Below are 23,850 nucleotides of genomic sequence, written 5' to 3' on the forward strand. Positions count from 1 at the left end.
TCCCGCCGCATATGCTCAACCAATAACGAATTGGGAGAGGAGCGACAATCGTGGCTGTTCCTTATCTAGTGCAAAAAGGGGATACCTATCTTCGTATTTGTGCACGTTACGGCATCCAACTGCATGCGTTGATGAACGCCAACCCTCAGCTGCGCTTAGAGGGATACGCAATTCCCGGACAAGTAATTGATATTCCGGAGCTTCCGTTTAATAAGTATGTTGTGCAGGCAAAAGACACGTTCTATCATATCGCTCAGCGATTCCAAGTATCGACACAGCGACTCGCCGAAGCGAATCCAACCATTGATCCGAGGAGAATCATACAAGGGCAATTGATGCTAATTCCTTTCGAGTGGAGTAGGGAATGGGAGAGGAAGACCACCGAATACGGTTATGGTCAGTTAGTACGAGACATTCATCATTTGCAGAACAGTTATCCCTTCGTCCGCGTTGAGCAGATCGGAATGAGTGTGCTGGGGAAGCCGATTCCCGCAATTGTAATCGGCAACGGTACTGTGCCCGTACATGCGAATGGTTCTGTACATGCGAATGAATGGATTACATCGGCGCTATTGATGCAATTTGCCGAAGATTATGCAAGAGCCTACGACAGTGGCGGGGCATGGAACGGGTGGGATCCCCTTGCTGCGTATGAGCGAACGACATTGTGGATCGTACCGATGACGAATCCTGATGGGGTAGAGCTTGTGCAAGAAGGAATCTCCCCGAATCACCCGTTCTACAATTCGATTATGGAATGGAATCAAGGCTCTCGCAGATTCCATCGTTGGAAAGCCAATATTCGCGGGATTGATCTCAATGATCAGTTCCCTGCCTTTTGGGAGGAAGAACAAGCCCGAAGGGGTGTGTATTCGCCAGCACCTCTCAACTATGGTGGGACGAGGCCGCTGTCTGAGCCGGAAGCAGCTGCGCTGGCGGGATTATCCGAGCGGATTCCATTTGAACTAGCTCTGTCCTTCCATACGCAAGGACAGGAAATATATTGGAACTATCGTGATTTCGAACCAGATGAATCCTTAGCGTGGGCAGAACGATTCCAGAGGGCGAGTGGATATCGGGCAGTGAAGTTGTCAGGCAGCGATGCAGGCTATAAGGATTGGTTCATACAGCGCTACAGGAAGCCTGGTTTCACGATTGAAGTTGGCAACGGTATTAGTCCACTACCGCTCGATGACTTCGATGGAATGTATCGGGAAGTCGCCGCTATCATGAAGGAAGCGCTGCTTCCATAGCGAAGGCAACGATAATGAAGGACACGCAAGGGCATTGCTGCTTGCTGCTGTATGATCTCTGATTCGCTACGCACACTAACAGCAGGAGGTGTGTAACCATTGGCGAATCCAACTCCACGCAGTCCACAACGGCGACCACGTCCTAAGCGATCTTGGCAGAGGCTGTGGCTGCTTCTCAGTTCGGTGCCAAGATTACTGACATCGAAGCGTGTTCCTTTTTGGGAGAAGGCAGTATTTGTAGGTGCAATTGTTATCTACTGGTTGATTCCGGTAGATTTGATTCCATTTATGCCGATTGATGACATTATTCTCACCTTGATTCTGCTGCCTTGGTTTTCCAAACGTGCCCTAAAGTATGAAGATCCGAACCTAAAATGACGGAATGTGACGCAAAAGGTTGCTTCTCGCCCCAGGTTCCCGTACAATGACATAGAGGTTGGCGAACGCAACAATTTCATTGCGAAAGTACAACAAGACAATGGGGTAAAGCGGAGTGAAGAACAATGGCGAACGATATTCGTATTTGTGATAAATGTCGGCATATCAAAATGAAAACTTTTTTGCCGAAAGTTAAAAATCTGGATCCGGCATCGGATATCAAGATAGGCTGTAAGTCATACTGTGGGCATTGTGCCAAGCGAGTGTTCATCTATATCAATGGGCGATATGTTACTGCACCAACGGAGGATGAAGCTATCGAGAAGGCGAAGCCTTTTGTGAAATAGTAAGTTTTTAACCGCATAGAAAAAGCTGCGAAGCGATATCCTAACGTTAGAGACAACTCTCTGTTGGGAACAAACAGTCCATACTCTGGCGAAGGAGGCTCGCAGCATGTCCAAATATGACTCAAGCTTGCAATCGCAAAACCCGATTTCGCAAGCGCAGAACGCAGTCAAGACAGCGCACAACGCTGTATCTCAAGCAATGTCACATCCTTCGGACCAATCCGTCTATCAGGCGGAGCAATCTCTTCAACACGCTGAGCGTGCCGTACAACAGGCAGCAGACAGCGATAATCCACATCCGGTCCAATTAGCTGAAGAAATGCTTGCAGCGGAGCAATCCCGGTTGAATTCCATTGGTGCAGACCAACTGGATTCCTTTGAGGGATAGGTGTACGCAATTTATTGTCTTTATCGTCATGATGTTTGTTCTTGTCCCGGACTATGTCTGGGATTTTTTTGCCCTTCCATCGCCGACATCAAGTCTTAGCATCTGGGAGTGAGGTTATGGTATTTGGTATATCAGTAGTAGTTATATTAGCGTTTGTTATTTGGGGGTTCCTGTCCCCAGAGAGCCTATCCACGCAATCTAGCGCAGCCTTGTCATTTACGACAGAGCGGTTTGGATGGTTCTACCTGATTACAGCGCTAATCATTTTAGTCTTCTGTCTTTATCTTGCATTTGGCAAGTTCGGACACATTACACTAGGCAACGATGATGACGATCCGGAATACTCTAATATTTCTTGGTTCGCCATGCTGTTCAGTGCTGGTATGGGGATCGGGCTCGTATTCTGGGGGGTGGCCGAACCCATCAGCCATTACATAAATCCGCCAACGCTAAAAGGGATGACGCCAGGTGCTGCGAATGAAGCGCTGCGCTATTCCTTCTTCCATTGGGGATTGCATCCTTGGGGCATTTATACACTTGTCTCGCTGGGAATCGCCTACTTTACGTTCCGAAAAGGCCATAATGGCTTGATCAGTTGGACTTTTGAGCCATTGCTTGGCGATCGGGTAAAGGGGCCAATTGGTAAAACAATCGACATATTGGCGATTATTGCAACGGCCTTTGGGGTAGCAACATCGCTAGGTCTCGGTGCGATGCAAATTAATGGTGGACTTGCCCACACATTCGGTATTCCGAGCAATGCAACGGTGCAGGTCATCATTATCGCGATTGTAACGGTGTTGTTCCTTGCTTCTGCAGTGTCGGGACTGGACAAGGGAATTCGTATTCTCAGCAATACGAATTTACTTATTGCGTTAGGCTTGCTCTTGTTCACTTTGCTGCTGGGTCCAACATCCTTTATTTTTGATTCCTTTACTACGACGCTTGGCGGTTACTTGCAAAATATTATTCAGATGAGTCTGCGGCTGACGCCGTTCACAGAAGATTCCTGGGTAGCAAGCTGGACCTTGTTCTATTGGTCGTGGTGGATAGCGTGGGCGCCATTTGTCGGTTCGTTTATTGCGCGTGTCTCTAGGGGGAGAACGATTAAGGAATTCGTACTAGGAACAATGCTGTTGCCGAGTGGATTCAGCTTTATTTGGTTCTCCGTATTCGGTGCTACGGGTCTGAAGCTGGAAATGTTCGATGGACTTCCAATCGTAGAGTCGGTCAAGGCGGATATTACGTCAGCATTGTTTGTAACACTGGATGCTCTGCCGTTTGGAAGTTATATTGCCATTCTGGCGACGCTGCTGATTATTACCTTCTTCGTTACATCAGCAGATTCCGCAACCTTCGTGCTCGGGATGATGTCGACGAACGGGAATCCGAATCCAAGTGCGCTGATTAAAATTGCATGGGGTTTATTCCAGTCCCTTATCGCAGTTGTTCTGCTGCTCGGAGGCGGCTTGGAGGCATTGCAGACCGCATCCATTCTTACAGCCCTGCCATTTGCCGTCATTCTGCTCGGGATGTGTCTGTCCATAACGAAGGCGCTTCGCAAAGAGGAGCGGGACTACCGCTTGAAGGAGAAGCGCAGACGGCGCAAGGTTGATAAGCTGTTGGAGCAGGAGGATTTACTGTAAACACTGCACTACATGATGTCTGTGCACCTTGGTTCACGGTCAGCAAGAAGATACAAGAAGAGCCGCTTGCGATGATGAAATGCTCCCTGTCAAGTAGACAGTGTAAAAAAACAAAAATCGTTCGTTTATTTTCCTCAGCTCGGTTTAACAGAGCTGAGGATTTTTCATTATGCAGCTCGTCGGTATTCGTTAGGTGACAAGCCATCCAAACGCTCTGTGTAGCGGTGATTGTTGTAGTAGTGAATATATTTGCTAACATCGCTGAGGACATCTTCATAGGTATCAAACTTTGCAAGATAATAGCTTTCTGACTTGTAAGTACCCCAAAATCGTTCAATAGGTTGGTTGTCCAAACATCGGCTCACACGAGACATGCTTTTCCTAAATCCGTATTTTACATGGAGTCGGTTATACTCATGAGACGTGTACTGGAAGCCTCTGTCGCTCTGTAGAAGTGGGGATACGCCAGGGTTCTTCGCGTAAGCCCTTTTTAGCGTGTCCATCACGAGTTTATTATTGTTAGAATGGCCTAATACCCATGAGACAATGGAATTATCATATACATCAATAATGGCACTCAAATAGGCCTTGCGCCCATTCCCATACTTCAGTTCTGTCACATCTGTACACCATTTTGAATTAGGGGAATTGGCATCAAAGTTACGGTTCATTACATTTTCAGCTACATGGATCTCCGAGGTCTTCACATAACTTGGTCGCTTTCTGCGAATGACCGCTTTGAGCCCAAGAGCACACATGATTCGGTAATAACGCTTTTTGTTGTATTTCTTTTTGAGCTTTCGGTTTAATTGCGTGCGCATTTGACGATAGCCAAGTATCCCTTTTCGCTTGTCATATCGAAGCTTCACTTCTTTGGCTAACGCACGAACTTCAAGTTCCATGGCAGATGGTTTCCATGTTAACCACTTGTAATAGGCAGATCGAGCAACTCCAGCTAACGTACACAACTTCGTAATTGCGTAACCTTTTTCTTTGTTCAGTTCTTGAATCACTTGATACAAGTTTCCTTGTCGAACGAGGGTTAGCGTTGATTTCGTCGCTTGATCTCCGCTAACTTTTTTGCGAAGGCATTCTCCATCTGTAGGTATTCATTTCGCGCTTCCAGCTCTTTAATCCGCAGCTTAAGACGTTCATGCTCATCTAGTTCTTCTACAGGCTTTTTGCGACCGCGATTGTCCTTAAGAGCATCCTCACGGCCTGCTTGATATTTCCGAACCCAGGTGTACACCTGCTGATAAGATACACCGTACTTTTCGATCGCTTTTTGATAAGCCAACCCATTAGCGATTGTATATTGAACAATTTCAATGCGTTCTTCGAAAGTTGTTTTACGTCCTTTGTTCATATGAGATAGTCCTTTTCCTTTATGTGTAGGTTTCAATTCTATCTCATTAGTATACTTGGTAATCCATTTCCCCAAAACACTTCTACTCGAAATACGATGCTTCTTTGTCGCCTCTTCTACAGAACAATGACCAGACAATACATCGTTAACTGCAGCTAGCTTCAATTCCTTTGAGTACGATCTCCATGTATTCGATCGCTTTAACCCATGCAAACCATCTTCTCTATATTTCCTTATCCATTCTTTAACTGTGTGATAGCTAATACCTAGCTGATTCGCTTCATAGTTTGGATTTGATTTGTGCTCTAAGCATCGCTGAACGACATGTACTTTTGTTTCAAAAGAAATTGAACTTATTTTGGACATCAGAAAAACTCCCATCACTGTAGCAGTAGAAACTTTTATTTTTTCTACTGTCTACTATGATGGGAGCATATCATGATGCAGCGGCTCTTTTCGTTGTTTATTTTATTTCTTACGTTCACGCAATTGTTTAATTGCGTTGTTCATAATGACCTGATCTGAGATGTGAAGTCGGTTCTGCGCTTCTGCCGCGAATGGCTGGCACGCAGCTACATCAGTTGGCTGGCGTGTCCCATAATCATAGCAGGTACCGTGTTCGAGCAGTCCGTCAGCAGACGGTACATAATATATATTGCCGTTTGTGAATGAGCCATTACGGAAGACGACTAAGCGATTTGCTGAGTTCAGCAGATTTTGCCCCATGAGGTGCTTATCGCTTGCATCGATTCCGAGCCAATGCAAGAGCGTCGGCTCAACATCTAGCTGACCGCTCACGGTATCATAGGTACCTGCATTTGCTCCATCAGGCAAGTGCACGATAAGTGGCACTTGGTTTTTCATTTCAAGCATATCGAAATCACTGATCTCATGACCAAGCATGCGAGCAAGCGGTTCGCGATCTTCAATCGAATTATCATGATCCCCGTACATCATCCAAATTGTCTTATCCCATAGACCGCGTTGCTTCAAATCTTCAATCATTTCGCCCAGCGCTGCATCTACGTAATGGATAGCCTGCAAATAGTCGCCAAAGATCGTGTCCTGATATGGATCGACATTCAGCTCCTGTTTATCTGCTGGCAGCTTGTACGGATGATGGCTGGTCAGCGTAATAAGGAAGCTATAGAATGGAGATTTGCCGTCTGCCATGTGCGCTACGGATTGGTGCAGGAATGACTTATCACCAAGTGACCACCCAAGCGGCTCGTCTATCTTATAATCGGTACGGCTCATAAAGGTGTCGTATCCCATATTGCTGTACATAATATATCGATTCCAGAACCCCGCATCATAGGCATGATACGCACCAGTGGAATATCCTGACGATTTCAGAATAGATGGCAGCGAATCATACGTTTGATCTGGATAACGGATAAAGACAGAACCGGTTGGCAATGGGTGAAGGCTTGCGTTCACACCAAAGTCTGCATCTGACGTCCGACCTTGTCCGGTTTGATGGGAGAAACGACTGAAGTACATGCTCTCTTTCAACAGCTTGTTCAAATTCGGTGTAATCTCTTGTCCGTTGAAGGACTTGCCGATGACAAAATTCTCAAAAGCTTCTGCCTGCACAATAATGACATTGCTGCCCTTATATTTGCCGAAAGAGGCAGGCGGGCCTTGCAGCTTCGCACGGTGATCGTCGAACCAATGCTGCGCCTTATCCAGTTCTTCTTCGCTAAGCTTATTTCCGCCGAACCATTTCAATTCCGCATAGCGGTACACATCATACCCATGAAATCCGAACAGCCCTGTTATGTTATAGATGGAAGCATTCCACCAATTGCTCGAGAAGACGCCGGATGCCCATGTTGTCGTTGCTTGATGTATCGGCACAGCCATCATTAATGCGCCTATGACAAGGCTAAGAATATAGGTGATTAAGCGACTCACCCATGCCGGTCGACGGCGCCGTTCACTGCTAAGCGAGTATCCACTCCGATGTTCCCGGCGTTCCTTGGACAGTACTCTGAAATACATGATCGTTAATGGAATAACGATGATCCAATCGATGAATAGCCAGATGTCCCCGATATGGATCAAGGATGCGATACTGTCGCCAAGCGAACTAACTTGTCCAGCTTGCAGCAGCACCGGTACTGTGATGAAGTCTTGAAAATAACGAAAGTATACCAAGTCGGAAAAGATAAGAATTGTAAGTAGTACATTGAGCACAAGCAGTACTATTGTACGCCAGCGCTTGGACAGCCAGAACGTCCAACCGGCGATAAGGATAACAGCGCCAAGTGCGACGAAAAAGTCGGGCGTGGTCATTGTCATATAGGGAATCGATAGCGTTCGATCGAACCAAAATAGCTTCCACATCATGAAGACAATGAACCATACCATATCGAATCGTCCGAATATGGACGAGAAAGAAAGACGACGGCTTGAGTTGTGGTACGAGCCATACATAGACGAATTCATACTTTCATCCTTTCTGTACTTCTACTTATTCAAACAATCTTCATCATACCAGATTTTACGATAATGTAATAATTGAAAAAGAAGGTACCTGTTACAGTAGTGGACTTCGTTTATATATTTACCAATTATTTAAAAATGGAGGTATTTTCGTCAACGTTTCTATCCGATGGATTCGATAAAAAAAGCCGCCTCATCCTAATCGAGTGATGTACAACTCGATTGGATAGAGGCGGCCTCCGATTAAAATTAAGACTGTTGCTCCGGACGCGGCTTGCGTGGTGGGAGCGGGCCCATGTATTGATAAAACTGGCATTCGATATTGCCGTTGAACAGCTTGCGGCGTTTCGTTGCTGGATCGCCGATTCGATGTTCGAACTGGCGGTTTGGACTGATGACGAACATCGACCATGTCGGAAGCGTCTTATAGACGAAGCCGAGCTGGCGGATCATGCGGTCGACTTCTTCCTGCTCACTTAAGCGTTCCCCGTACGGCGGGTTCGTCAATATGACGCCGTAATCTCCGGTAGGCTTAGCCTGTGCAACCGGTGCAACACGGAACTGGATCTCACGACCGAAGCCGGCGCTCTTCGCTGCTGCCTCAGCTAGGCGAATCGCTTCCGGATCAATGTCAGAGCCCATGATCTGCAGTTCAATATCGTCCCGAACAGCATCGAATGCTTCATCTCGTGCTTCTTCCCAGTATGATTCGCCGATGACGGACCATGCTTCACTGGAGAAGGTGCGGCGAAGTCCGGGGGCTACATTCCATCCAATCATAGCTGCCTCGATGAGCAGTGTGCCGGAGCCGCAGAATGGGTCATACAGCGGCCGCTCTGGATTCCAGCGGCTAAGCTGAACAAGTGCAGCGGCCATTGTTTCTTTGAGCGGGGCTTTCCCAGTCAGCTGCTTGCGATACCCACGCTTATGGAGTCCAGGCCCTGTTGTGTCTAATGTAATGGTAGCGATATCGTTAAGCAGGGATACCTCAATCCGGTATAACGGCCCTGTTTCCTCAAACCACTCAATATGGTACTGCTGCTTTAATTTATCAACAACTGCCTTCTTCACGATGCCTTGGCAGGCAGGCACACTGGACAGCTGGGATTTGTGTGAGCGTCCATCAACCGGGAATTCGCCGTGAGCCGGAATCCAATCATGCCAGTCAATGGCCTTGGTTCCTTCAAATAGCTCATCGAAGGTACGGGCAGGGAATTGTCCCATCTTAATAAGTATGCGATCCGCGGAGCGCAGCCATAAATTGGCGCGGCACACATCCAGCGGGCCGCCAGTGAAATTGACGCGTCCGTTCTCGGTTTGGGTTTCATATCCTAGTTGCTGCAATTCGCGTGCGACGACGGATTCCAGCCCCATCGGCGTAGTTGCGATTAACGACCAAGGTCGATTCATTGTTCTCATTCAACTCCGTTTTCTCGTCTGACTTGTACTCATATGGCATTCATCATATCATAAAAAGCAGGAGGTTGTGAAAATGTCTAATGAAGCGGTTGAAACATATTTGGAACAGCTCTATAAGAAGGATCATGAATTAGAGAGGATTAAGGAAAATATTCGGCAACATGGCTTGCCTGATATATCCGTGCACGAAGGGTACGGAAGATTGCTGACCATGCTTGTAAGTATGTCAGGGGGCAAGGATGTACTGGAAATTGGAGCCCTAGGCGGTTATAGCGGCTGCTGTCTGCTTCGCGGAATGCCGTCAGACGGCAAGCTGGTATCGCTTGAATTGCGTCAGGATTATGCGGATATTGCCAAGAACAACTTGACAGAAGCGGGATACGGAAGTCAAGTGGAATATAGAGTCGGTGAAGCGATGAACGCCTTGGCTGAACTAGAGAAGGAGCAGGCAAGATTTGACTTCTTCTTTATTGATGCGGACAAAGGAAACTACCCGAACTACTTGGAGTATGCGATACGGTTGGCTAGACCGGGCGCCATTATTGCAGGAGATAACTTGATGCTGCGTGGACGCACCCTCGATGAATCCAAGCAAGGGCCAGCTGTACAGGCTATGCGTCTCTTCAATGAGAGAATTGCTCAGGATGAACGCCTGATCAGCACGCTGCTGCCTGCCTATGACGGCTTGGCGCTCGCGATTGTTCGATAACCGTAATTTGGTGCATGAATTCCGCAGCCGAAGCCCTAAAATCATGCGTGAAGCCGTTCCTTCTTATGTTATAATATGTGACAGCAATTAGACTATGAAGGATGGATCATGATATGAAATCGGGAGAACAATGGACGTCCAAGCTTGGATTCATACTGGCTTCTGCCGGAGCCGCTATTGGTCTCGGAGCTATATGGAAGTTTCCGAATGTAGTCGCAACGAGCGGCGGCGGAGCCTTCTTTCTTGTATTTATCTTGTTTACATTCGGTATCGGTCTTCCGCTGCTCCTTGCCGAATTTCTTATCGGTCGTGGAACAGGCAAGGAAGCCGTGTCCGCTTATCGGGATCTGGCGCCGAACAGCCGTTGGCACTGGGTCGGATATCTCGGAATGGCAACATGCTCGCTGCTGCTCTCCTTTTATAGTGTAGTAGGCGGGTGGATTGTCCTGTATTTCCTTCGTTCGGTAAGTGGTACATTGCTGGAGAACGGACGAGATTACGGGCAGCTGTTCTCGCAAACCTCAGCAGATCCGTGGTTTGCGGTATTGTCACAGGGCGCCTTTATGCTGTTGACGATAATCGTCGTGTCCAAAGGGGTTACGGCGGGCATCGAGCGTGCAAGCCGTATATTAATGCCAGGATTGTTCGTGTTGTTCCTGGTGCTGATTGTGCGTTCCTTGACGCTGCCTGGAATGTATGAAGGTATTGTATACTTTTTGAAGCCTGACTTCAGCAAGCTGTCCTCGGAAGCACTGCTGAATGCACTGGGGCAGTCGTTCTTCTGCTTGAGCGTAGGCGGTTCTTGTATGGTGACCTACAGCTCCTATTTGAAGAAGGGGGAATCGCTTGGCAAGCCTGCACTGTCTGTCGTTGGCTTAAATGTGATGACCTCATTCATGGCGGGAATCGCCATCTTCCCTGCATTGTTCGCGTTGGGGATGAAGCCAGTGGACGGGCCTGGGTTGCTGTTCGTGACTTTGCCAAATGTATTTGAGCAGCTTCCGTACGGCAGTGTATTTATAGCGGTCTTCCTCGCTTTGTTCCTGTTCGCAACACTAACATCAGCGTTCTCGCTGCTTGAGATCGTTGTCGCTGCCTTCTCGCATCATGATGCAGTACGTAGAAAGCGAATGTGCTGGTTGTTTGGCACGATTATTTTCGTGCTCGGCGTGCCATCCGCACTGTCGTTCGGAATAGGCAGCGAGCTGACATGGTTGAACAAGAATGTATTCGAGTGGGCAGACTTTGCGGTAACGAATGTGATGCTTCCACTGGGGGTACTGCTTATTTCCTTATTTGTCGGCTTCCGATACCCTCGGGAGCGATTGAAGGAAGAATGGAGCACAATGCCATCAATGTGGCATAAGGGTCTACTGTTATATGTAGTGCTGCTGCGCTACGTTCTGCCAATTATCGTAGGTATTGTGTTTTTGCACGGAATGAATTGGCTTCCGTTCTAAGGTACAACAATCACAGATTAGGCAACAAGCAAGATGAGATGATGACAACGAGAAAGAACGGTTGCAGGAGGAATTCATGAAGGGTAATGAGCAGTGGACTTCGAAGATTGGATTTATATTGGCCTCGGCGGGATCGGCCATTGGCCTCGGAGCGATATGGAAGTTCCCGAATGTCGTCGCCACTAGCGGTGGCGGGGCATTTTTACTTCTGTTTCTTATTTTTACATTAGGCATTGGCTTGCCGCTGCTCCTTGCAGAATTTGTGATCGGTCGTGGAACAGGCAAGGAAGCAATCGGTGCATATAAAGAAATTGCGCCGGGCACGCGTTGGCATTGGACAGGATATTTAGGGATGGGAACTTGTTTCCTGCTGCTCTCCTTCTACAGTGTGGTGGGAGGCTGGATTCTACTGTATTTGGCCCGTGGTATTGTAGGGGGACTGCTCGTAGAAGGCAGAAATTATGATGAGCTGTTTGCGCAGACAGTCTCCAATCCATGGACTGCAGTCATGGCGCAGCTATCCTTCATGCTGATTACGATTGTCGTCGTCGGTCAAGGGATTAAATCAGGTATTGAGCGAGCAAGCCGCATCTTGATGCCAGGGCTGTTCATCCTGTTTCTTGTCCTCATTCTTCGATCGCTGACACTTCCGGGGATGACGGAAGGGCTTGAGTACTTCCTTATGCCAGACTTCAGCAAGCTGACCGGACAAGCTATTCTGAATGCGCTCGGACAGTCCTTCTTCTGCCTCAGTGTCGGTGTATCTGTTATGGTCACATACAGCTCTTACCTGAACAAGAAGGAGTCGTTGGTGAAATCTGCGACGTCGGTCGTTAGCTTGAACGTGTTGACTTCGATTATGGCGGGAATCGCGATTTTTCCAGCGTTGTTCGCATTGGGGATGAAGCCGCAGGAAGGTCCAGGTCTGCTGTTTGGCACGCTTCCAGCACTGTTCGAGCAAATGCCTTACGGCGGAATTTTTATTACGTTGTTCTTGGCGCTTTTCTTATTCGCGGCATTGACTTCCGCATTTTCGATGTTGGAAATCTTGGTGTCGGGCTTCTCGCGCGGGAATAAAATCAATCGGAAACGATTAAGTGTGCTGTTTGGTATCTTGATCTTTTTGGCCGGTGTACCTTCTGCGTTGTCCTTCGGCGTACTGTCCGAAGTTCAGCTATTCGGCTTGACGATCTTCGAAGCTGCTGACTACGCAGTAACGAATATTTTGATGCCGCTCGGCGTACTGCTAATCGCATTATTCGTCGGCTATCGATTCCCTAAGGATCGGTTGAAGGAGGAGTTCCGTACAGAAGCAGCATGGTGGCAGAAGGGGCTTGCCCTATATGTGATGCTGTTGCGTTATGTCATTCCGATTGTCATTCTGCTCGTATTCTTGAACCTGCTGCACATTGTATAAGAAATCATAGTAATCTAAGAAAACAGAACATACACCCCTCCGGCCTGCATGCCGGAGGGGTGTTCATTTATGTGCTAAATGAGACCAATCGCTTGCAGACCATTCCGAATTCCGTCTTCATTATTTGAGGATGTCACATAATTAGCATGTATCTGAATATCATCGGATGCGTTCCCCATCGCCACACCAGTGCCAACGAATTTGAGCATTTCAATATCGTTCGTACCATCGCCAAAAGCATAGCAATGTTCTCGAGAGAATCCGGCATGCTCGATCATCTTTTGCAGCCCAACAGCTTTTGTTGTATTGGCATGTAGGAAGTCTACTGCGTAGGTGCCCCAGCGATACTGCTGATAATCAGGGAAGTGTGCGGCGTATTCCATTCCATCCTGCTCATTGCAGAATAGTAAGATTTGATAAACGGGCTTATTTGAATCACTGGCCTGTCGAACCGGCAGTCGATCGATTTGGAACTGCTTTAGCGCCTCGGCAAATGTAGTCTGCTTCATGGACTTCTGCATGGCATCCGCCTGCAAGTAGACGAGAGGATGGTTGCGCTCATCGGCCATTGTGGTTAAACGGTCAACTTCAGCAGCTGGAATCGGATTATCATGGATAACTTGTCCTTCAAAGACGACATACTGTCCGTTCATGGACACGAAGGATTGGATATTGAGCTCCTCGCATACCCACTTGAAGGATGCAGGACAGCGGCCGGTTGCAATCGCTGTATATATGCCGGACTGCTGGAGCTGCGTGATAGCCTGCTTCGTAGAAGGATCGATCCGCTTCTGTTCATTCAATAATGTTCCGTCTATGTCAAAAAATACGATGCTTCTTGTCATCATTTATCTCTCCTTCTTCATGCTGCTCGGCTGCGAGCCGTTCTGCCGTAACGCCCTCTTCCATGAGACGAAGCAATGCTGTACGTGCTTCATCACATGCATCGGTTACGCCAGCAGATAACGGCTACAGCTATAACGTAACAGATGAAATGCATTTCATAGCAAGCTTTTTTTACTTTTTTTCAGACAACGGTTACCATGCGTTATAATAAAGAGTGCGATGGATGAATGAGGGGGATTACGTATATGGCGAATATTAAGCAGATTGCGGAGCTATCGGGGGTATCCGTCACCACGGTATCCCGTGTATTGAACAATCATCCCTATGTGAGTCAGGAGAAGCGTGAGGCCGTCATGCAGGTGGTCGAGCAGCTTGATTACAGTCAAAATTTCAATGCGGTTCATCTAGTCAAAGGGAGAACACAGATGATTGGCATCCTGCTTCCGTGCATGGATATGCCTTTCTTCTCCAGTTTCATGACGGGATTGGCAGATGAAGCGCTGAAACATAAATATAACCTCGTATTTTTTCAAACGGATTATAACGAGGAAGAAGAGCTGCGCGCGCTTCATATGTTGAAGCGTAGACAAATTGATGGACTGATTATTGTATCGAAGGATTTATCATGGGATACGATTGAGGAGTACGCACACTATGGGCCGATTGTGTCGTTAGAGCATGCTGGCAATCGCCCGATCACCTCGATCAGCTTCGATTACTATGGAAGCTACAGCTATGCCATGCGCTATCTAATCGATAAAGGTCATCGACATATCGGGATATCAGTCTGTAGGGAGTATAGTTACAATAGTTCAATCCGCTTGCAGGCCTATATGGATGCCCTGCGGGATGTTGGTGTAACACCTGATGAGGATTGGATGTTCTATCGAAGCAGTAATATACAGCATGGGGCTGAGGTGCTGCAGAGGTGGATTGCCATGGATAATCGTCCGACCGCTATTATTGCTTCTGGCGATGAAGTTGCGGCTGGGATTATATTGGAGGGAAGGAAGCGGGACATCTATGTACCGGAACATCTGTCCCTGATAAGCTGTGAGAACTTCCCTATGGCGGCAGTAATCGGCGTAACTTCGATTGATTATCGCAACGAAGAGGCTGGTGCTGCCATGTTCCAGGCTTGCTATACCCGCATAATGCAGCCAGAAGCGATGCCAGAGCAGCATATTATGCGTTTTGAGTTCGTAGAGCGAAGCTCGGTGGCGAGTCTAATATAGAACAAGACCCAGGGCATCCCTGGGTCTTGTTGGCGATATTCTCGTTATGTCTGAAGCCTATTGAGGTAACTGGCATGCTGCTGTGACCTATTCTTGAACTGCTTATGGACGACTACTCAAATGGAACACGTGCTTCGCTAACACTACGGACGGACTTGTGCACGTGTACTGCCGTACAACGAGAAGCGAGTCCACACAGTATTGATAAGCAATAACGCTCCCGACATAATAAAGATTCCCTCTATTCCGATCACGCCGGAGACCAGTCCTCCGACGATTGGCCCAACCATATTGCCTAGTGCCAGTGTGCTGCTGTTGAAGCTGTAAGCTCGGCTTTCCATTCCGTCAGGCGTATATTTGCGAATAAGCGAGTTGACGGAAGGGAGAAGACCTCCCATAAATATGCCAAGCACGAATCGTACGGCAGCAAGCTGCCATACTTGATTGACGAATGCCTGAGGGATTAAGGAGCAGGCTGCACCAATAAGACAGACGGTCAAGATGCGATGCGACCCGATCCTATCACTAAGCTTCCCGAGTATCGGCGAGCATATCATATTGGATAGACCGGTAACCGCACTGACAATGCCCGCGAGCAGCGCAAGATCTTTCTGTGACCCATGCAGCTCTTGTACATAGAGCGGAAGCAGCGACATGGGGCTTAGCATTGCAAATTGAAGTAGGAAGGTTACAGCCAATAACGACTTCAATTGCGGGATGCGAGCCAATTCCTTGAAGCCCTCGAGTACAGACTTTTCGGCTGCGTCGGTTGCCTTCTCGCGGTCGAATGATTCCTTCACCATGAACATCGTCAGCAAGGTCGCGAGGAAGAGCAAGGTGCCTGTAATGTAGAAGATAGGGCGATATCCGACCCAATCGGCTAGAACGCCGCCAATCAGTGGACCCAAGATAGATCCGGCAACGACGCCGGATTGAAGCACACCCATCGCGAAGCCCATTCGTTCCTTCGGTGTCGTTGACGATACGAGGGCAACGGCGGCAGGGTTGAACCCGGAAATGGTTCCGTTCAGCATGCGAAGCAGCAGGAGGTGCCAAGGCGTCTGCGCAAGCCCCATTAACGCGGTTACTGCCGCCATTCCGAATCCAGAGCGGAGCAGCATTACTTTACGACCGTACTTGTCGGCAAATTTCCCCCAAATTGGCTGGAAGATGAATGAAGTGAAGAAGTTCGCAGCAAATATAAAACCCGACCAGAGTGCGATTTGATGGGTATCTGTTAGCCCGATATCATGCTGCAAATATAAAGCGAGAAACGGTGTTACCATGGTCATTCCCGCCATGGCAAGAAATGAACCGAACCATAAAATGATGAGATTTAGTTTCCATTGCTGCATATATCCTGTTCACCACTTTCTTAGGTCACGGTCCGTCCGATGTGCCAGCAACTGGTATCAGTATACCATATTGTACTATAACAATGTTGTCATATTGAAAGGTGTCGTGCCAATCAATCTTACACCTCGTTAATTTTCGTGAAACTCACTGTGCACCGTATGTTGGATTTCGCAAATCGCTCCGGCCATTCTTCCCCTTTATAAGCGGGTTACCCGATTTTATTGCGCACATGCATGCCTACTCCGAGGCAATCGGTCCGATTCTCCTGCAGAAAGTGAATGACTTGCTCATACTTGCGCTGAAGCTCTTTGGCAATGTTTGTTGAAGTGCCGACTTTATTGTTGCCGAGCTCGTTCAATGAAGAGGTGGTGGCTCCTTTGATGGTTAACACGATTTCCACCTCCGGATGGGGATCTGTTCGAAGGACTCGAATTTCCCTTCTGACTTGAGCGTTCTCAATAATAAGCGGCTGGGTGGTGTTGAGATGCTTCTCAGCGATATACAGTGGGGCAGTCATCCGGTTATGACGCATAGTAAGCATGAAGGCAGCTAAACGCAGAAAGCGAATAAAAACGCAGAAATGCCATCTCTCATATGCGTCCCCTGTTGATGCGAAGAATTCCAAGAAACGTGCAGGAGCCGCCATCACGGAAGGGCTGTTATCCGTAATTAGCGCGATTTTGCCAAGCGATAGACAACTAGCAATTGCATCAGGCCGTTCTGTATCGTACCAATGCGGGAAAAATGAGTACGGCGAATTCTCCAAATATTTTGCAACTGTATTTCCATCCATCACTTCATCCATTTGAAGGAACTGAAGTCGGCGCAAGTGCAGACTTATCCACTTTCCCTTCCAAGTAAACCAGGTAAACGTATTGAGTACATTTGTGTCCGATGTCTATTTGCTTCACTTTGAGGTGAGTTGTGCGCAAACGCTGGCGCAAGAGAGTGATGTTGGTGCACGCATCTTCGATGAAGGCGTCGTGTGGGCCCGTGATTAAGGTTTCTCGCTCTGTAACGCCAACGGGTCTAGTCGGGGCGCCTCCAGAGGCAACGGTATAACAGTTTTGAACGGTATACCGCATTCCAATACGGAAGTGATGAAACAGCGTTCGCTTGCTGCTGGACTAGGCTCATTGACGGCTTGCCATGTGGACAACATTCGCATAATGCTCACATCAGTTGGGTTATCCTCGAAGAAAGAGGTCACAATTTGTTGGAACTGCCTTCAATCAAGCAGGCGGTCAAAGTAATATAGCGTTACTTCTCCGTCAGCATAAGAACGCACGGGTTAAGTCATCGCAATCATGGAACGCGTCATTCAGCTGCTGAAGCCAGTCCATAAGTGCTGTCCCTCCTATGTGTCCCTAATCCATGAGCATATGATGTGCAACATTATAAATTTTATGAAGGTAAGGTTGTCTCGAACGTGTCCATGTTCAAATTTCAATACGCAGAATTAACGCAGAGAAGTGGTGGAATATCGGCAAAGGAGGGGCATGTATGATAAAATGTCAAAGTCTGTTCATTTCCGGACGTCGATTGTCAACAGATTGTCATAGCTTCGAGAGATGGTCTGGTTGTGGTCGTTCTGGAAAACGGGCATAATGGAAGCGTCAGGTTGTAACAATTTGCACAATACCGTTCGTTCGGAGGGTATCTATGACTTATAATGATCGTTTTATCCGCGCATGCCGCAAACAATCAGTAGATCGCTTGCCAGTATGGTATATGCGCCAGGCGGGTCGCTATGATCCGGAGTATCGCAAGATTAAGGAGAAGTACAGCTTACTTGAAATATGCCGCCAGCCAGACTTGGCAGCGGAAGTGACGATGATGCCAGTGAAGAAGCTTGGTGTCGATGCCGCTATCCTCTATTCAGACATCATGAATCCAGTCGCATCGATGGGTATTGATTTCGATATTGTAGCGCAGGTTGGTCCAGTTATTCATAATCCGATCCGCACTGCTAAGGATGTTGAGCGCTTGAAGCCAGTTGATCCAGAAGGAGATCTTGGGCATATTCTCGAGACAATTCGGATACTGGACGCGGAGCTGAACGTACCGTTGATTACATTTGCGGGAGCACCGTTCACGATTGCGAGCTATCTCATTGAGGGACGGCCATCGAAGTCCTATATTCGGACGAAGACGATGATGTATGAAGCGCCGGAAGTATGGTTCGCTCTTATGGACAAGCTGGGCGATATGGTTATTCGCTATATTCGAGCTCAGATTGCGAATGGGGGCAAGGCATTCCAGTTATTTGACAGCTGGGTGGGTTCCTTGTCGCCACGTGATTACGTGAGATATGTCCTCCCTGTTATGGAACGGATATATTCTGAATTATCTGATTTGGGTGTGCCAAGCATCTACTTCCCAGGCGTTAGCTCAGGTGAGCTGCTGCCGTATTTGCATGGGCTGAAGGCTGATGTGATCGGACTGGATTGGCGTGTGTCGATTGCAGAAGGTCGCAAGCGCTTGGCTGGCAAATATGCGGTGCAAGGCAATCTTGATCCGTACCTGCTGACCGGTCCGATGGACATTATTCAACGTGAAGCGGCTCATATTATAGACGAAGGCGTGAAGGAGCCAGGTTATATATTCAACCTTGGACACGGACTATTCCCAGAGGCATCGCTAGACAAGCTGAAGCAATTAACGGAATTTGTTCACTCGTACTCGGCTGAAGCCATTGTTTCTCGTAAATAGAACTTGGCAGTAAATCACGATGGAGGTGGCGCATGAGTAAGAGAAGAGTAGGCGTCCTCGTCATGTCTTACGGGACACCACGCAGCATGGAAGAAATCGAACCCTATTACACGCACATCCGGAGAGGAAATCCGCCTTCAGCCGAGCAGCTTGCTGAACTGCAAGAGCGCTATGAAGCAATTGTAGGCGGTGTATTTCCACTTCGTGAGCATACGGATCGTCAAGTCGCTGGCTTGCAGCTTGCTTTGGATCGACTCACGGAAGATACAAATGTACAGTATATGTGCTATCAAGGGTTGAAGCATGTTCAGCCTTATATAGAAGACGGCGTAGCAGCAATGGCGCACGACGGTATTACGGAGGCCGTAAGTATTGTACTGGCTCCGCATTACTCCGTGATGAGTGTCGGCGGCTACAATAAACGAGCTCAGGAAGAGGCGGAGAAGCACGGTATCCGGATGAAATGTGTGAATAGCTATCATCTGCATCCGGAACTTATTGATGCGCTTGCGGAGCGAGTGAATGAGCAGCTGGATGCATTCGTACAGGAAGGAGTGGATCGTGAAGCGGTTGAGGTGCTGTTCAGCGCCCACAGCTTGCCGGCACGAATACTGGAGATGAACGATCCGTATCCAGATGAATTGAATGCAACAGCTGCAGCTATAGCCAAGCAGTGTGGCTTGAAGGATAGCCAATGGCGCTTTACATGGCAAAGTGCAGGCCAGACTGCAACACCATGGCTTGGCCCAGATATATTAGACACGCTGTCCACTGTTGCGGACGAGGGAACCAAGTGGGTGCTGTCTGCACCGATCGGATTCGTATCCGATCATTTGGAAGTCCTGTATGATCTGGACATTGAAGCACTTCAGAATGCACAGAACTTGCAGCTTGGCTTCAAGCGCATTCGCATGTTGAACGACGATCCACAATTCATGTCGGTATTGGCCGACACGATTATGAAATTGGATCAATAGGGAGCTAGAGAAAGAAGGGGCGTAACATGAACTGTTCGCGGGATCTGGTCATCATCGGCGGGGGAATAACGGGGTTGTCCGCTGCCTACTACGCGGCAAAGAAGGCGGAAGAGAACGGACGAACTCTGAATATAACTATCATTGAGCAAGCAACACGACTTGGAGGCAAGATCGAGACCTTGCGCAAGGATGGATGTGTTATCGAGAAGGGACCGGATTCCTTTCTCGCCCGTAAGATGCCGATGATCGATTTAGCACGCGATCTCGGACTGGAGACGGAGCTTGTAGCTACGAATCCACATGCCAAGAAGACATACATTGTAAGGCGGGGGGTTATGCATCGCATGCCGCCAGGCCTTATTCTTGGAATTCCTACTGAGCTTACTCCATTCGCGAAGACAGGCCTTATTTCTGTCATGGGCAAACTGCGAGCGTTGATGGATTTGTTCAAGAAGCCGCGTATGTCGACTGAGGATGAGTCGCTAGGCTCATTCTTGGAGCGGCGATTAGGTCATGAAGTGATGGAGCACATTGCGGAGCCGCTGCTTGCCGGCATCTATGCAGGGGATATGAGCAAGTTGAGCTTGCAGCAGACGTTCCCGCAATTTGCCGAAGTAGAACGGAAGTATGGGAGTCTTATCAAGGGAATGATGGCAAGTCGGAAGGCTGGACAGAATCTCCCTGGATTGCCGGATGTGGCAAGAGGCTCCACCTTCTTAACGTTCCGCAGCGGACTAACCTCACTTGTTGAGCGCTTGGAGGATGTGCTGCGAGAATTGAAGGTGAATGTTCAATTGGGCGTGAGTGCTGACCGATTCGAGAAGATGGAAGATGGCCGCTATCGCATCCATCTCCATGATGGGAGCCAGATAGAGACGTCCTCAATCGTGGTCACAACACCATCGTACCATGCTTCGACCTTCTTAGAGGGACATGTGGATACATCTGCACTACGGGCGATTGAACATGTATCGGTTGCCAATGTTGTCAGTGTATTCGAACGCAGTGTGGTGAAGAAGCCGATGGATGGAACTGGCTTCCTCATCTCACGCAAAGAGAAGCGAGCCATAACGGCTTGCACATGGACATCGATCAAGTGGCCCCATACTTCAAGAGGGGATAAGCTTATCGTTCGCTGCTACATTGGGCGAGCGGGAGATGAGGAGCGTGTCGACTGGCCGGATGAAGCGCTGAAGCGCACGGTTCGCAATGAATTGCGAGACCTTATGGGAATTACATCCGAGCCGGAGTTCGTAGAGGTTACGAGACTGAAGCACTCGATGCCGCAATATCCGGTAGGACATGTGCAGGCGATTCAGAAGCTGCGCGCGTCAGTTGGAACTCAATTGCCAGGTGTATTTCTTGCGGGTCAACCCTATGAAGGGGTTGGAATGCCAGACTGTATTCACAGCGGGCGAATGGCGGGTGAACAGTCCGTTGCAATCTTAGCTAAGACTGCTTCAGAGAACGGCATGCCGACAGCATGTGCGAGCAGCATGGCCTGAACGCTTGCAGAAGCTTGCAGTTCTTGACATACTGCCATTGTAAAATGAGTGCGATATCGTACGTATATAACAGATCGTGATAATTAGGAGGTCGTGTATGAACACGGCCTCTTTTTTTGTATTGTTCATGCGGTGCAAATTGGTGCAGAAAGATATATGTCTGCCCATGAGACTAAATAACATCTGCTGGAACTAGAACTAGAACTAGAACTAGAACTAGAACTGGAACTGGTTGGACTTAGAATGTAGTTCATTCGTTCCTCGTTTGGGTATAGGCAGAGTAGAGGGAGTTGAAAATGCTTCTTTGCCGAGGCTATCGTACCCTTGTTATAATAGAATTAGCATGTATTGGATCTAACCATACAAAAAAATGAACATACGAAGGAGGGCTTATGGAGCTATCAAGAACGGAACGTCACAAGCAGCAGCGAGAGCAGCGTCAGAACAGGAAGCGGAGAGCTGTATGGGGATACAGTGTTCTAGGTATCATCATCATTGCAGCAGCGCTGTTTGCATGGCAGGGGAAGTTGTTCGATTTGGGTGGAACGGAAGCGCAGGATGGAATAACAGCTCCTGTCGGAGATAAGCAAGGGACAGGCGGACAAGATCAGACCGCAGAAGGTGCGGATGACTCGAAGGATTCTAAGGACGCCAATGCGGATGATGCAACAGCAGTGCCGGATGATAAGAAGGAGCCGACAGTTCGTCTAGCCTTCGTAGGTGACATGATGATGTCAGGTCGCGTTGAGGATGTTGTGAAGGATAAAGGGTATGACTTCCCTTATTATTATGCGAAGTCACTGCTGCAGGATGCGGATCTTGCGATTGGAAATTTGGAGACGCCGCTCACGACTGGTGGTTCTCCAGCAGACAACAAACTGTTTGTATACAAATCGTCTCCGAAGATGGCACAGGCAATGGCTGAGGCCGGAATCGATATTGTCAATTTGGCCAATAATCATTCGATGGATCAAGGTGAAGAAGGGCTGCTTGATACATTTAAAGCATTAAAATCTGCTAACATTGCTTACATAGGAGCTGGAAACAATTCCAAAGAAGCCTATACGCCGCATATTGTAGAGCGCAATGGCATTAAACTGGCATTCTTAGGACTTAGTCGAGTCATTCCGGACGACACCTGGTATGCGTGGAAGAACAAGCCTGGAGTAGCAACAACCTATGAAGGGACGAAGGAGCGGGCGGCAGAAGCAATCAAGTCCGCCAAGAAGGAAGCGGATATTGTTGTCGTGATTGCGCATTGGGGAGAAGAACGGACGGACGAGCCGAATGCGAAGCAGAAGGAGCTGGCGAAGCTGTTCGTGGATTCCGGAGCAGACCTCATCGTTGGCGGCCATCCCCATGTCGTGCAGGGCTTCGAGCAGCAAAAAAACAGCTGGATTGCATACTCAATGGGCAACTTTATTTTTACGCAAGCAGAAAACCCAAAAACCTGGGAAACGATGGCGCTTCAAGCGGAATGCAAGAAGGATGGGAAGTGCGAGCTTAAGATGACCCCGTTCTTTACAAACGTAGGGCAAGCTATTCCACTCGAAGGTGAACGAGGGCAGAAGCTAATGAAACGGGTGCAGGAAATATCCCCGGGCGTCCAGATCGATCAGGGCGGGAACATTCGGAAGAAATCATAGCTTATACTTATCATAATGAATTGCATATGAAGTGGGGGAAAAACGGATGAACATGAATCCAGTAAAGTCGCAATTTACAGGAGAGATAGATCCTTCTAATATTCGTAATGTGTATTGCATTGGCCGTAATTACCGCATGCATGCTGCCGAGCTTGGCAACGAGGTTCCGCAAGAGCCAATGGTATTTATGAAGCCATCTCATGCGGTTCATAGCGTAGCAGAAGGGACACTGCTGCCCCTTCCGCTGCATCTGGGAGCCGTTCACCATGAGTTAGAGCTTGTCCTGCATATCGGAACAACCGTGCAGCCAGGCATGACTGCAGATGAGGCAGTTGACGGCTATGCGCTGGGCATTGATTTTACGCTGCGTGATGTTCAGGATGTGTTGAAGCGCAAGGGTCATCCGTGGATGGCGGCGAAGGGGGTGCTGCATTCTGCCCCGATTACACACTTCCTTCCGTATCCAGGAACTGAGGCATTGCTCGATTCGCCATTCAGCCTTCTACGCAATGGAGAAGCTGTTCAATCCGGTACAGCACGGGACATGCTGTTCTCTATCGATGTGCTTATCAACCACATTGCCGAGCATTATGGGCTAGGTGCAGGCGACATCATCTTTACAGGCACACCAGCCGGTGTAGGGCCGATAGAAGAGCATGATGAATTGGTGCTTAAACTTGGTGAAGAATTGGTTGGCAGCTGTCGCATTACAGCCAAGCCTCCTGTTGAGCGGTGATGGTAT

At 48.3% G+C, this 23,850-nt stretch carries 22 protein-coding genes; 14 read left to right on the plus strand and 8 right to left on the minus strand.

Annotation, left to right across the window (positions count from 1 at the left end; genetic code table 11):
* Positions 1–50 precede the first annotated feature (50 nt).
* The 5 genes from RQP50_RS04660 (at position 51) to RQP50_RS04680 (ending at position 4,012) form a co-directional block, all read left to right on the plus strand.
* Positions 51–1,253 carry a M14 family zinc carboxypeptidase gene (locus RQP50_RS04660; RefSeq protein WP_315743605.1) on the plus strand — a complete coding sequence of 401 codons (1,203 nt, stop codon included), beginning with the start codon at positions 51–53 and terminating at the stop codon, positions 1,251–1,253.
* Positions 1,254–1,352: 99 nt separating this feature from the next.
* Positions 1,353–1,631 carry a YkvA family protein gene (locus tag RQP50_RS04665; protein WP_081820002.1) on the plus strand — a complete coding sequence of 93 codons (279 nt, stop codon included), beginning with the start codon at positions 1,353–1,355 and terminating at the stop codon, positions 1,629–1,631.
* Between the two features lie 125 nt (positions 1,632–1,756).
* Positions 1,757–1,978: a DUF1450 domain-containing protein gene (locus tag RQP50_RS04670; RefSeq protein WP_072729790.1), complete on the plus strand. Its 222-nt coding sequence runs from the start codon at positions 1,757–1,759 to the stop codon at positions 1,976–1,978.
* Positions 1,979–2,084: 106 nt separating this feature from the next.
* Complete coding sequence (locus RQP50_RS04675; RefSeq protein WP_005545996.1) at positions 2,085–2,366, plus strand: hypothetical protein; 282 nt, start codon at positions 2,085–2,087, stop codon at positions 2,364–2,366.
* A gap of 116 nt (positions 2,367–2,482) precedes the next feature.
* On the plus strand, positions 2,483–4,012 hold the full coding sequence (locus RQP50_RS04680) for a glycine betaine uptake BCCT transporter (protein WP_021253277.1): 1,530 nt from the start codon (positions 2,483–2,485) through the stop codon (positions 4,010–4,012).
* 167 nt (positions 4,013–4,179) lie between these two features.
* Here the strand turns inward: RQP50_RS04680 and RQP50_RS04685 are convergent, their stop codons facing one another.
* The 4 genes from RQP50_RS04685 to RQP50_RS04700 all read right to left on the minus strand — a co-directional run bounded on the left by RQP50_RS04685 (position 4,180) and on the right by RQP50_RS04700 (position 9,236).
* Entirely contained in the window at positions 4,180–5,121 is a 942-nt protein-coding gene (locus RQP50_RS04685; protein WP_139295358.1) for an IS3 family transposase, read from the minus strand.
* Positions 5,055–5,744 (minus strand): helix-turn-helix domain-containing protein, encoded by a 690-nt coding sequence (locus RQP50_RS04690; RefSeq protein ID WP_072729789.1) that lies wholly within the window; start codon positions 5,742–5,744, stop codon positions 5,055–5,057. The genes RQP50_RS04685 and RQP50_RS04690 overlap by 67 nt, the downstream gene beginning before the upstream one ends.
* A 102-nt stretch (positions 5,745–5,846) precedes the next feature.
* On the minus strand, positions 5,847–7,829 hold the full coding sequence (locus RQP50_RS04695; protein ID WP_083545166.1) for an LTA synthase family protein: 1,983 nt from the start codon (positions 7,827–7,829) through the stop codon (positions 5,847–5,849).
* Positions 7,830–8,075: 246 nt separating this feature from the next.
* A complete protein-coding gene (locus RQP50_RS04700; RefSeq protein ID WP_021253275.1) occupies positions 8,076–9,236 on the minus strand; it encodes a THUMP domain-containing class I SAM-dependent RNA methyltransferase in 1,161 nt (386 codons plus the stop codon).
* Positions 9,237–9,318: 82 nt separating this feature from the next.
* On the opposite strand from RQP50_RS04700, the gene RQP50_RS04705 reads away from it, so the two are divergent.
* The 3 genes from RQP50_RS04705 to RQP50_RS04715 all read left to right on the plus strand — a co-directional run bounded on the left by RQP50_RS04705 (position 9,319) and on the right by RQP50_RS04715 (position 12,831).
* A complete protein-coding gene (locus tag RQP50_RS04705) occupies positions 9,319–9,954 on the plus strand; it encodes an O-methyltransferase (protein ID WP_072729788.1) in 636 nt (211 codons plus the stop codon).
* Positions 9,955–10,067: 113 nt separating this feature from the next.
* Positions 10,068–11,414 carry a sodium-dependent transporter gene (locus RQP50_RS04710; RefSeq protein WP_315743617.1) on the plus strand — a complete coding sequence of 449 codons (1,347 nt, stop codon included), beginning with the start codon at positions 10,068–10,070 and terminating at the stop codon, positions 11,412–11,414.
* A gap of 76 nt (positions 11,415–11,490) precedes the next feature.
* On the plus strand, positions 11,491–12,831 hold the full coding sequence (locus RQP50_RS04715) for a sodium-dependent transporter (RefSeq protein WP_315743619.1): 1,341 nt from the start codon (positions 11,491–11,493) through the stop codon (positions 12,829–12,831).
* Positions 12,832–12,905: 74 nt separating this feature from the next.
* On the opposite strand, the gene RQP50_RS04720 is transcribed toward RQP50_RS04715, so the two are convergent.
* Positions 12,906–13,679, minus strand: a complete 774-nt coding sequence (locus RQP50_RS04720; protein ID WP_315743620.1) for a Cof-type HAD-IIB family hydrolase — start codon at positions 13,677–13,679, stop codon at positions 12,906–12,908.
* A 243-nt stretch (positions 13,680–13,922) separates the two neighbouring features.
* Between RQP50_RS04720 and RQP50_RS04725 the strand changes: the two genes are divergently transcribed.
* Entirely contained in the window at positions 13,923–14,912 is a 990-nt protein-coding gene (locus RQP50_RS04725; RefSeq protein WP_315743622.1) for a LacI family DNA-binding transcriptional regulator, read from the plus strand.
* Positions 14,913–15,055: 143 nt separating this feature from the next.
* Here the strand turns inward: RQP50_RS04725 and RQP50_RS04730 are convergent, their stop codons facing one another.
* The 3 genes from RQP50_RS04730 to RQP50_RS29265 all read right to left on the minus strand — a co-directional run bounded on the left by RQP50_RS04730 (position 15,056) and on the right by RQP50_RS29265 (position 17,353).
* Entirely contained in the window at positions 15,056–16,267 is a 1,212-nt protein-coding gene (locus RQP50_RS04730; protein WP_021253269.1) for an MFS transporter, read from the minus strand.
* Between the two features lie 209 nt (positions 16,268–16,476).
* On the minus strand, positions 16,477–17,097 hold the full coding sequence (locus RQP50_RS04735) for a spore germination protein (RefSeq protein ID WP_315743624.1): 621 nt from the start codon (positions 17,095–17,097) through the stop codon (positions 16,477–16,479).
* The gene (locus tag RQP50_RS29265) at positions 17,066–17,353 is read right to left on the minus strand and encodes a spore germination protein (RefSeq protein WP_394358342.1); all 288 of its coding nucleotides are present in this window, start codon (positions 17,351–17,353) and stop codon (positions 17,066–17,068) included. Before RQP50_RS29265 ends, RQP50_RS04735 begins: the two co-directional genes overlap by 32 nt.
* A gap of 577 nt (positions 17,354–17,930) precedes the next feature.
* On the opposite strand from RQP50_RS29265, the gene hemE reads away from it, so the two are divergent.
* The 5 genes from hemE (at position 17,931) to RQP50_RS04760 (ending at position 23,844) form a co-directional block, all read left to right on the plus strand.
* Positions 17,931–18,980, plus strand: a complete 1,050-nt coding sequence (gene hemE, locus RQP50_RS04740) for a uroporphyrinogen decarboxylase (RefSeq protein ID WP_315743625.1) — start codon at positions 17,931–17,933, stop codon at positions 18,978–18,980.
* A 32-nt stretch (positions 18,981–19,012) separates the two neighbouring features.
* Positions 19,013–19,957: a ferrochelatase gene (gene hemH, locus RQP50_RS04745; protein WP_315743627.1), complete on the plus strand. Its 945-nt coding sequence runs from the start codon at positions 19,013–19,015 to the stop codon at positions 19,955–19,957.
* A gap of 26 nt (positions 19,958–19,983) precedes the next feature.
* Positions 19,984–21,462 carry a protoporphyrinogen oxidase gene (gene hemG / locus RQP50_RS04750; protein ID WP_315743629.1) on the plus strand — a complete coding sequence of 493 codons (1,479 nt, stop codon included), beginning with the start codon at positions 19,984–19,986 and terminating at the stop codon, positions 21,460–21,462.
* 392 nt (positions 21,463–21,854) lie between these two features.
* Entirely contained in the window at positions 21,855–23,108 is a 1,254-nt protein-coding gene (locus RQP50_RS04755; RefSeq protein ID WP_072729778.1) for a CapA family protein, read from the plus strand.
* A gap of 52 nt (positions 23,109–23,160) precedes the next feature.
* Positions 23,161–23,844 carry a fumarylacetoacetate hydrolase family protein gene (locus RQP50_RS04760; protein WP_072729831.1) on the plus strand — a complete coding sequence of 228 codons (684 nt, stop codon included), beginning with the start codon at positions 23,161–23,163 and terminating at the stop codon, positions 23,842–23,844.
* The last annotated feature ends 6 nt before the right edge of the window (positions 23,845–23,850 follow it).

This window comes from Paenibacillus suaedae (genome assembly GCF_032337355.1).
Lineage (GTDB): Bacteria > Bacillota > Bacilli > Paenibacillales > Paenibacillaceae > Paenibacillus_B > Paenibacillus_B suaedae.

Excerpts from the sequence above, each read along its gene's own strand:
- RQP50_RS04700 (WP_021253275.1), bottom strand. The coding sequence starts at position 9,236 with ATGAATCGACCTTGGTCGTTAATCGCAACTACGCCGATGGGGCTGGAA.
- RQP50_RS04720 (WP_315743620.1), bottom strand. The coding sequence starts at position 13,679 with ATGATGACAAGAAGCATCGTATTTTTTGACATAGACGGAACATTATTG.
- RQP50_RS04725 (WP_315743622.1), top strand. The coding sequence starts at position 13,923 with ATGGCGAATATTAAGCAGATTGCGGAGCTATCGGGGGTATCCGTCACC.
- RQP50_RS04710 (WP_315743617.1), top strand. The coding sequence starts at position 10,068 with ATGAAATCGGGAGAACAATGGACGTCCAAGCTTGGATTCATACTGGCT.
- RQP50_RS04670 (WP_072729790.1), top strand. The coding sequence starts at position 1,757 with ATGGCGAACGATATTCGTATTTGTGATAAATGTCGGCATATCAAAATG.
- RQP50_RS04755 (WP_072729778.1), top strand. The coding sequence starts at position 21,855 with ATGGAGCTATCAAGAACGGAACGTCACAAGCAGCAGCGAGAGCAGCGT.
- RQP50_RS04695 (WP_083545166.1), bottom strand. The coding sequence starts at position 7,829 with ATGAATTCGTCTATGTATGGCTCGTACCACAACTCAAGCCGTCGTCTT.
- hemH (WP_315743627.1), top strand. The coding sequence starts at position 19,013 with ATGAGTAAGAGAAGAGTAGGCGTCCTCGTCATGTCTTACGGGACACCA.
- RQP50_RS04675 (WP_005545996.1), top strand. The coding sequence starts at position 2,085 with ATGTCCAAATATGACTCAAGCTTGCAATCGCAAAACCCGATTTCGCAA.
- RQP50_RS29265 (WP_394358342.1), bottom strand. The coding sequence starts at position 17,353 with ATGCGGTATACCGTTCAAAACTGTTATACCGTTGCCTCTGGAGGCGCC.
- RQP50_RS04730 (WP_021253269.1), bottom strand. The coding sequence starts at position 16,267 with ATGCAGCAATGGAAACTAAATCTCATCATTTTATGGTTCGGTTCATTT.
- RQP50_RS04715 (WP_315743619.1), top strand. The coding sequence starts at position 11,491 with ATGAAGGGTAATGAGCAGTGGACTTCGAAGATTGGATTTATATTGGCC.
- RQP50_RS04760 (WP_072729831.1), top strand. The coding sequence starts at position 23,161 with ATGAATCCAGTAAAGTCGCAATTTACAGGAGAGATAGATCCTTCTAAT.
- RQP50_RS04705 (WP_072729788.1), top strand. The coding sequence starts at position 9,319 with ATGTCTAATGAAGCGGTTGAAACATATTTGGAACAGCTCTATAAGAAG.
- RQP50_RS04680 (WP_021253277.1), top strand. The coding sequence starts at position 2,483 with ATGGTATTTGGTATATCAGTAGTAGTTATATTAGCGTTTGTTATTTGG.
- hemG (WP_315743629.1), top strand. The coding sequence starts at position 19,984 with ATGAACTGTTCGCGGGATCTGGTCATCATCGGCGGGGGAATAACGGGG.
- hemE (WP_315743625.1), top strand. The coding sequence starts at position 17,931 with ATGACTTATAATGATCGTTTTATCCGCGCATGCCGCAAACAATCAGTA.
- RQP50_RS04690 (WP_072729789.1), bottom strand. The coding sequence starts at position 5,744 with ATGTCCAAAATAAGTTCAATTTCTTTTGAAACAAAAGTACATGTCGTT.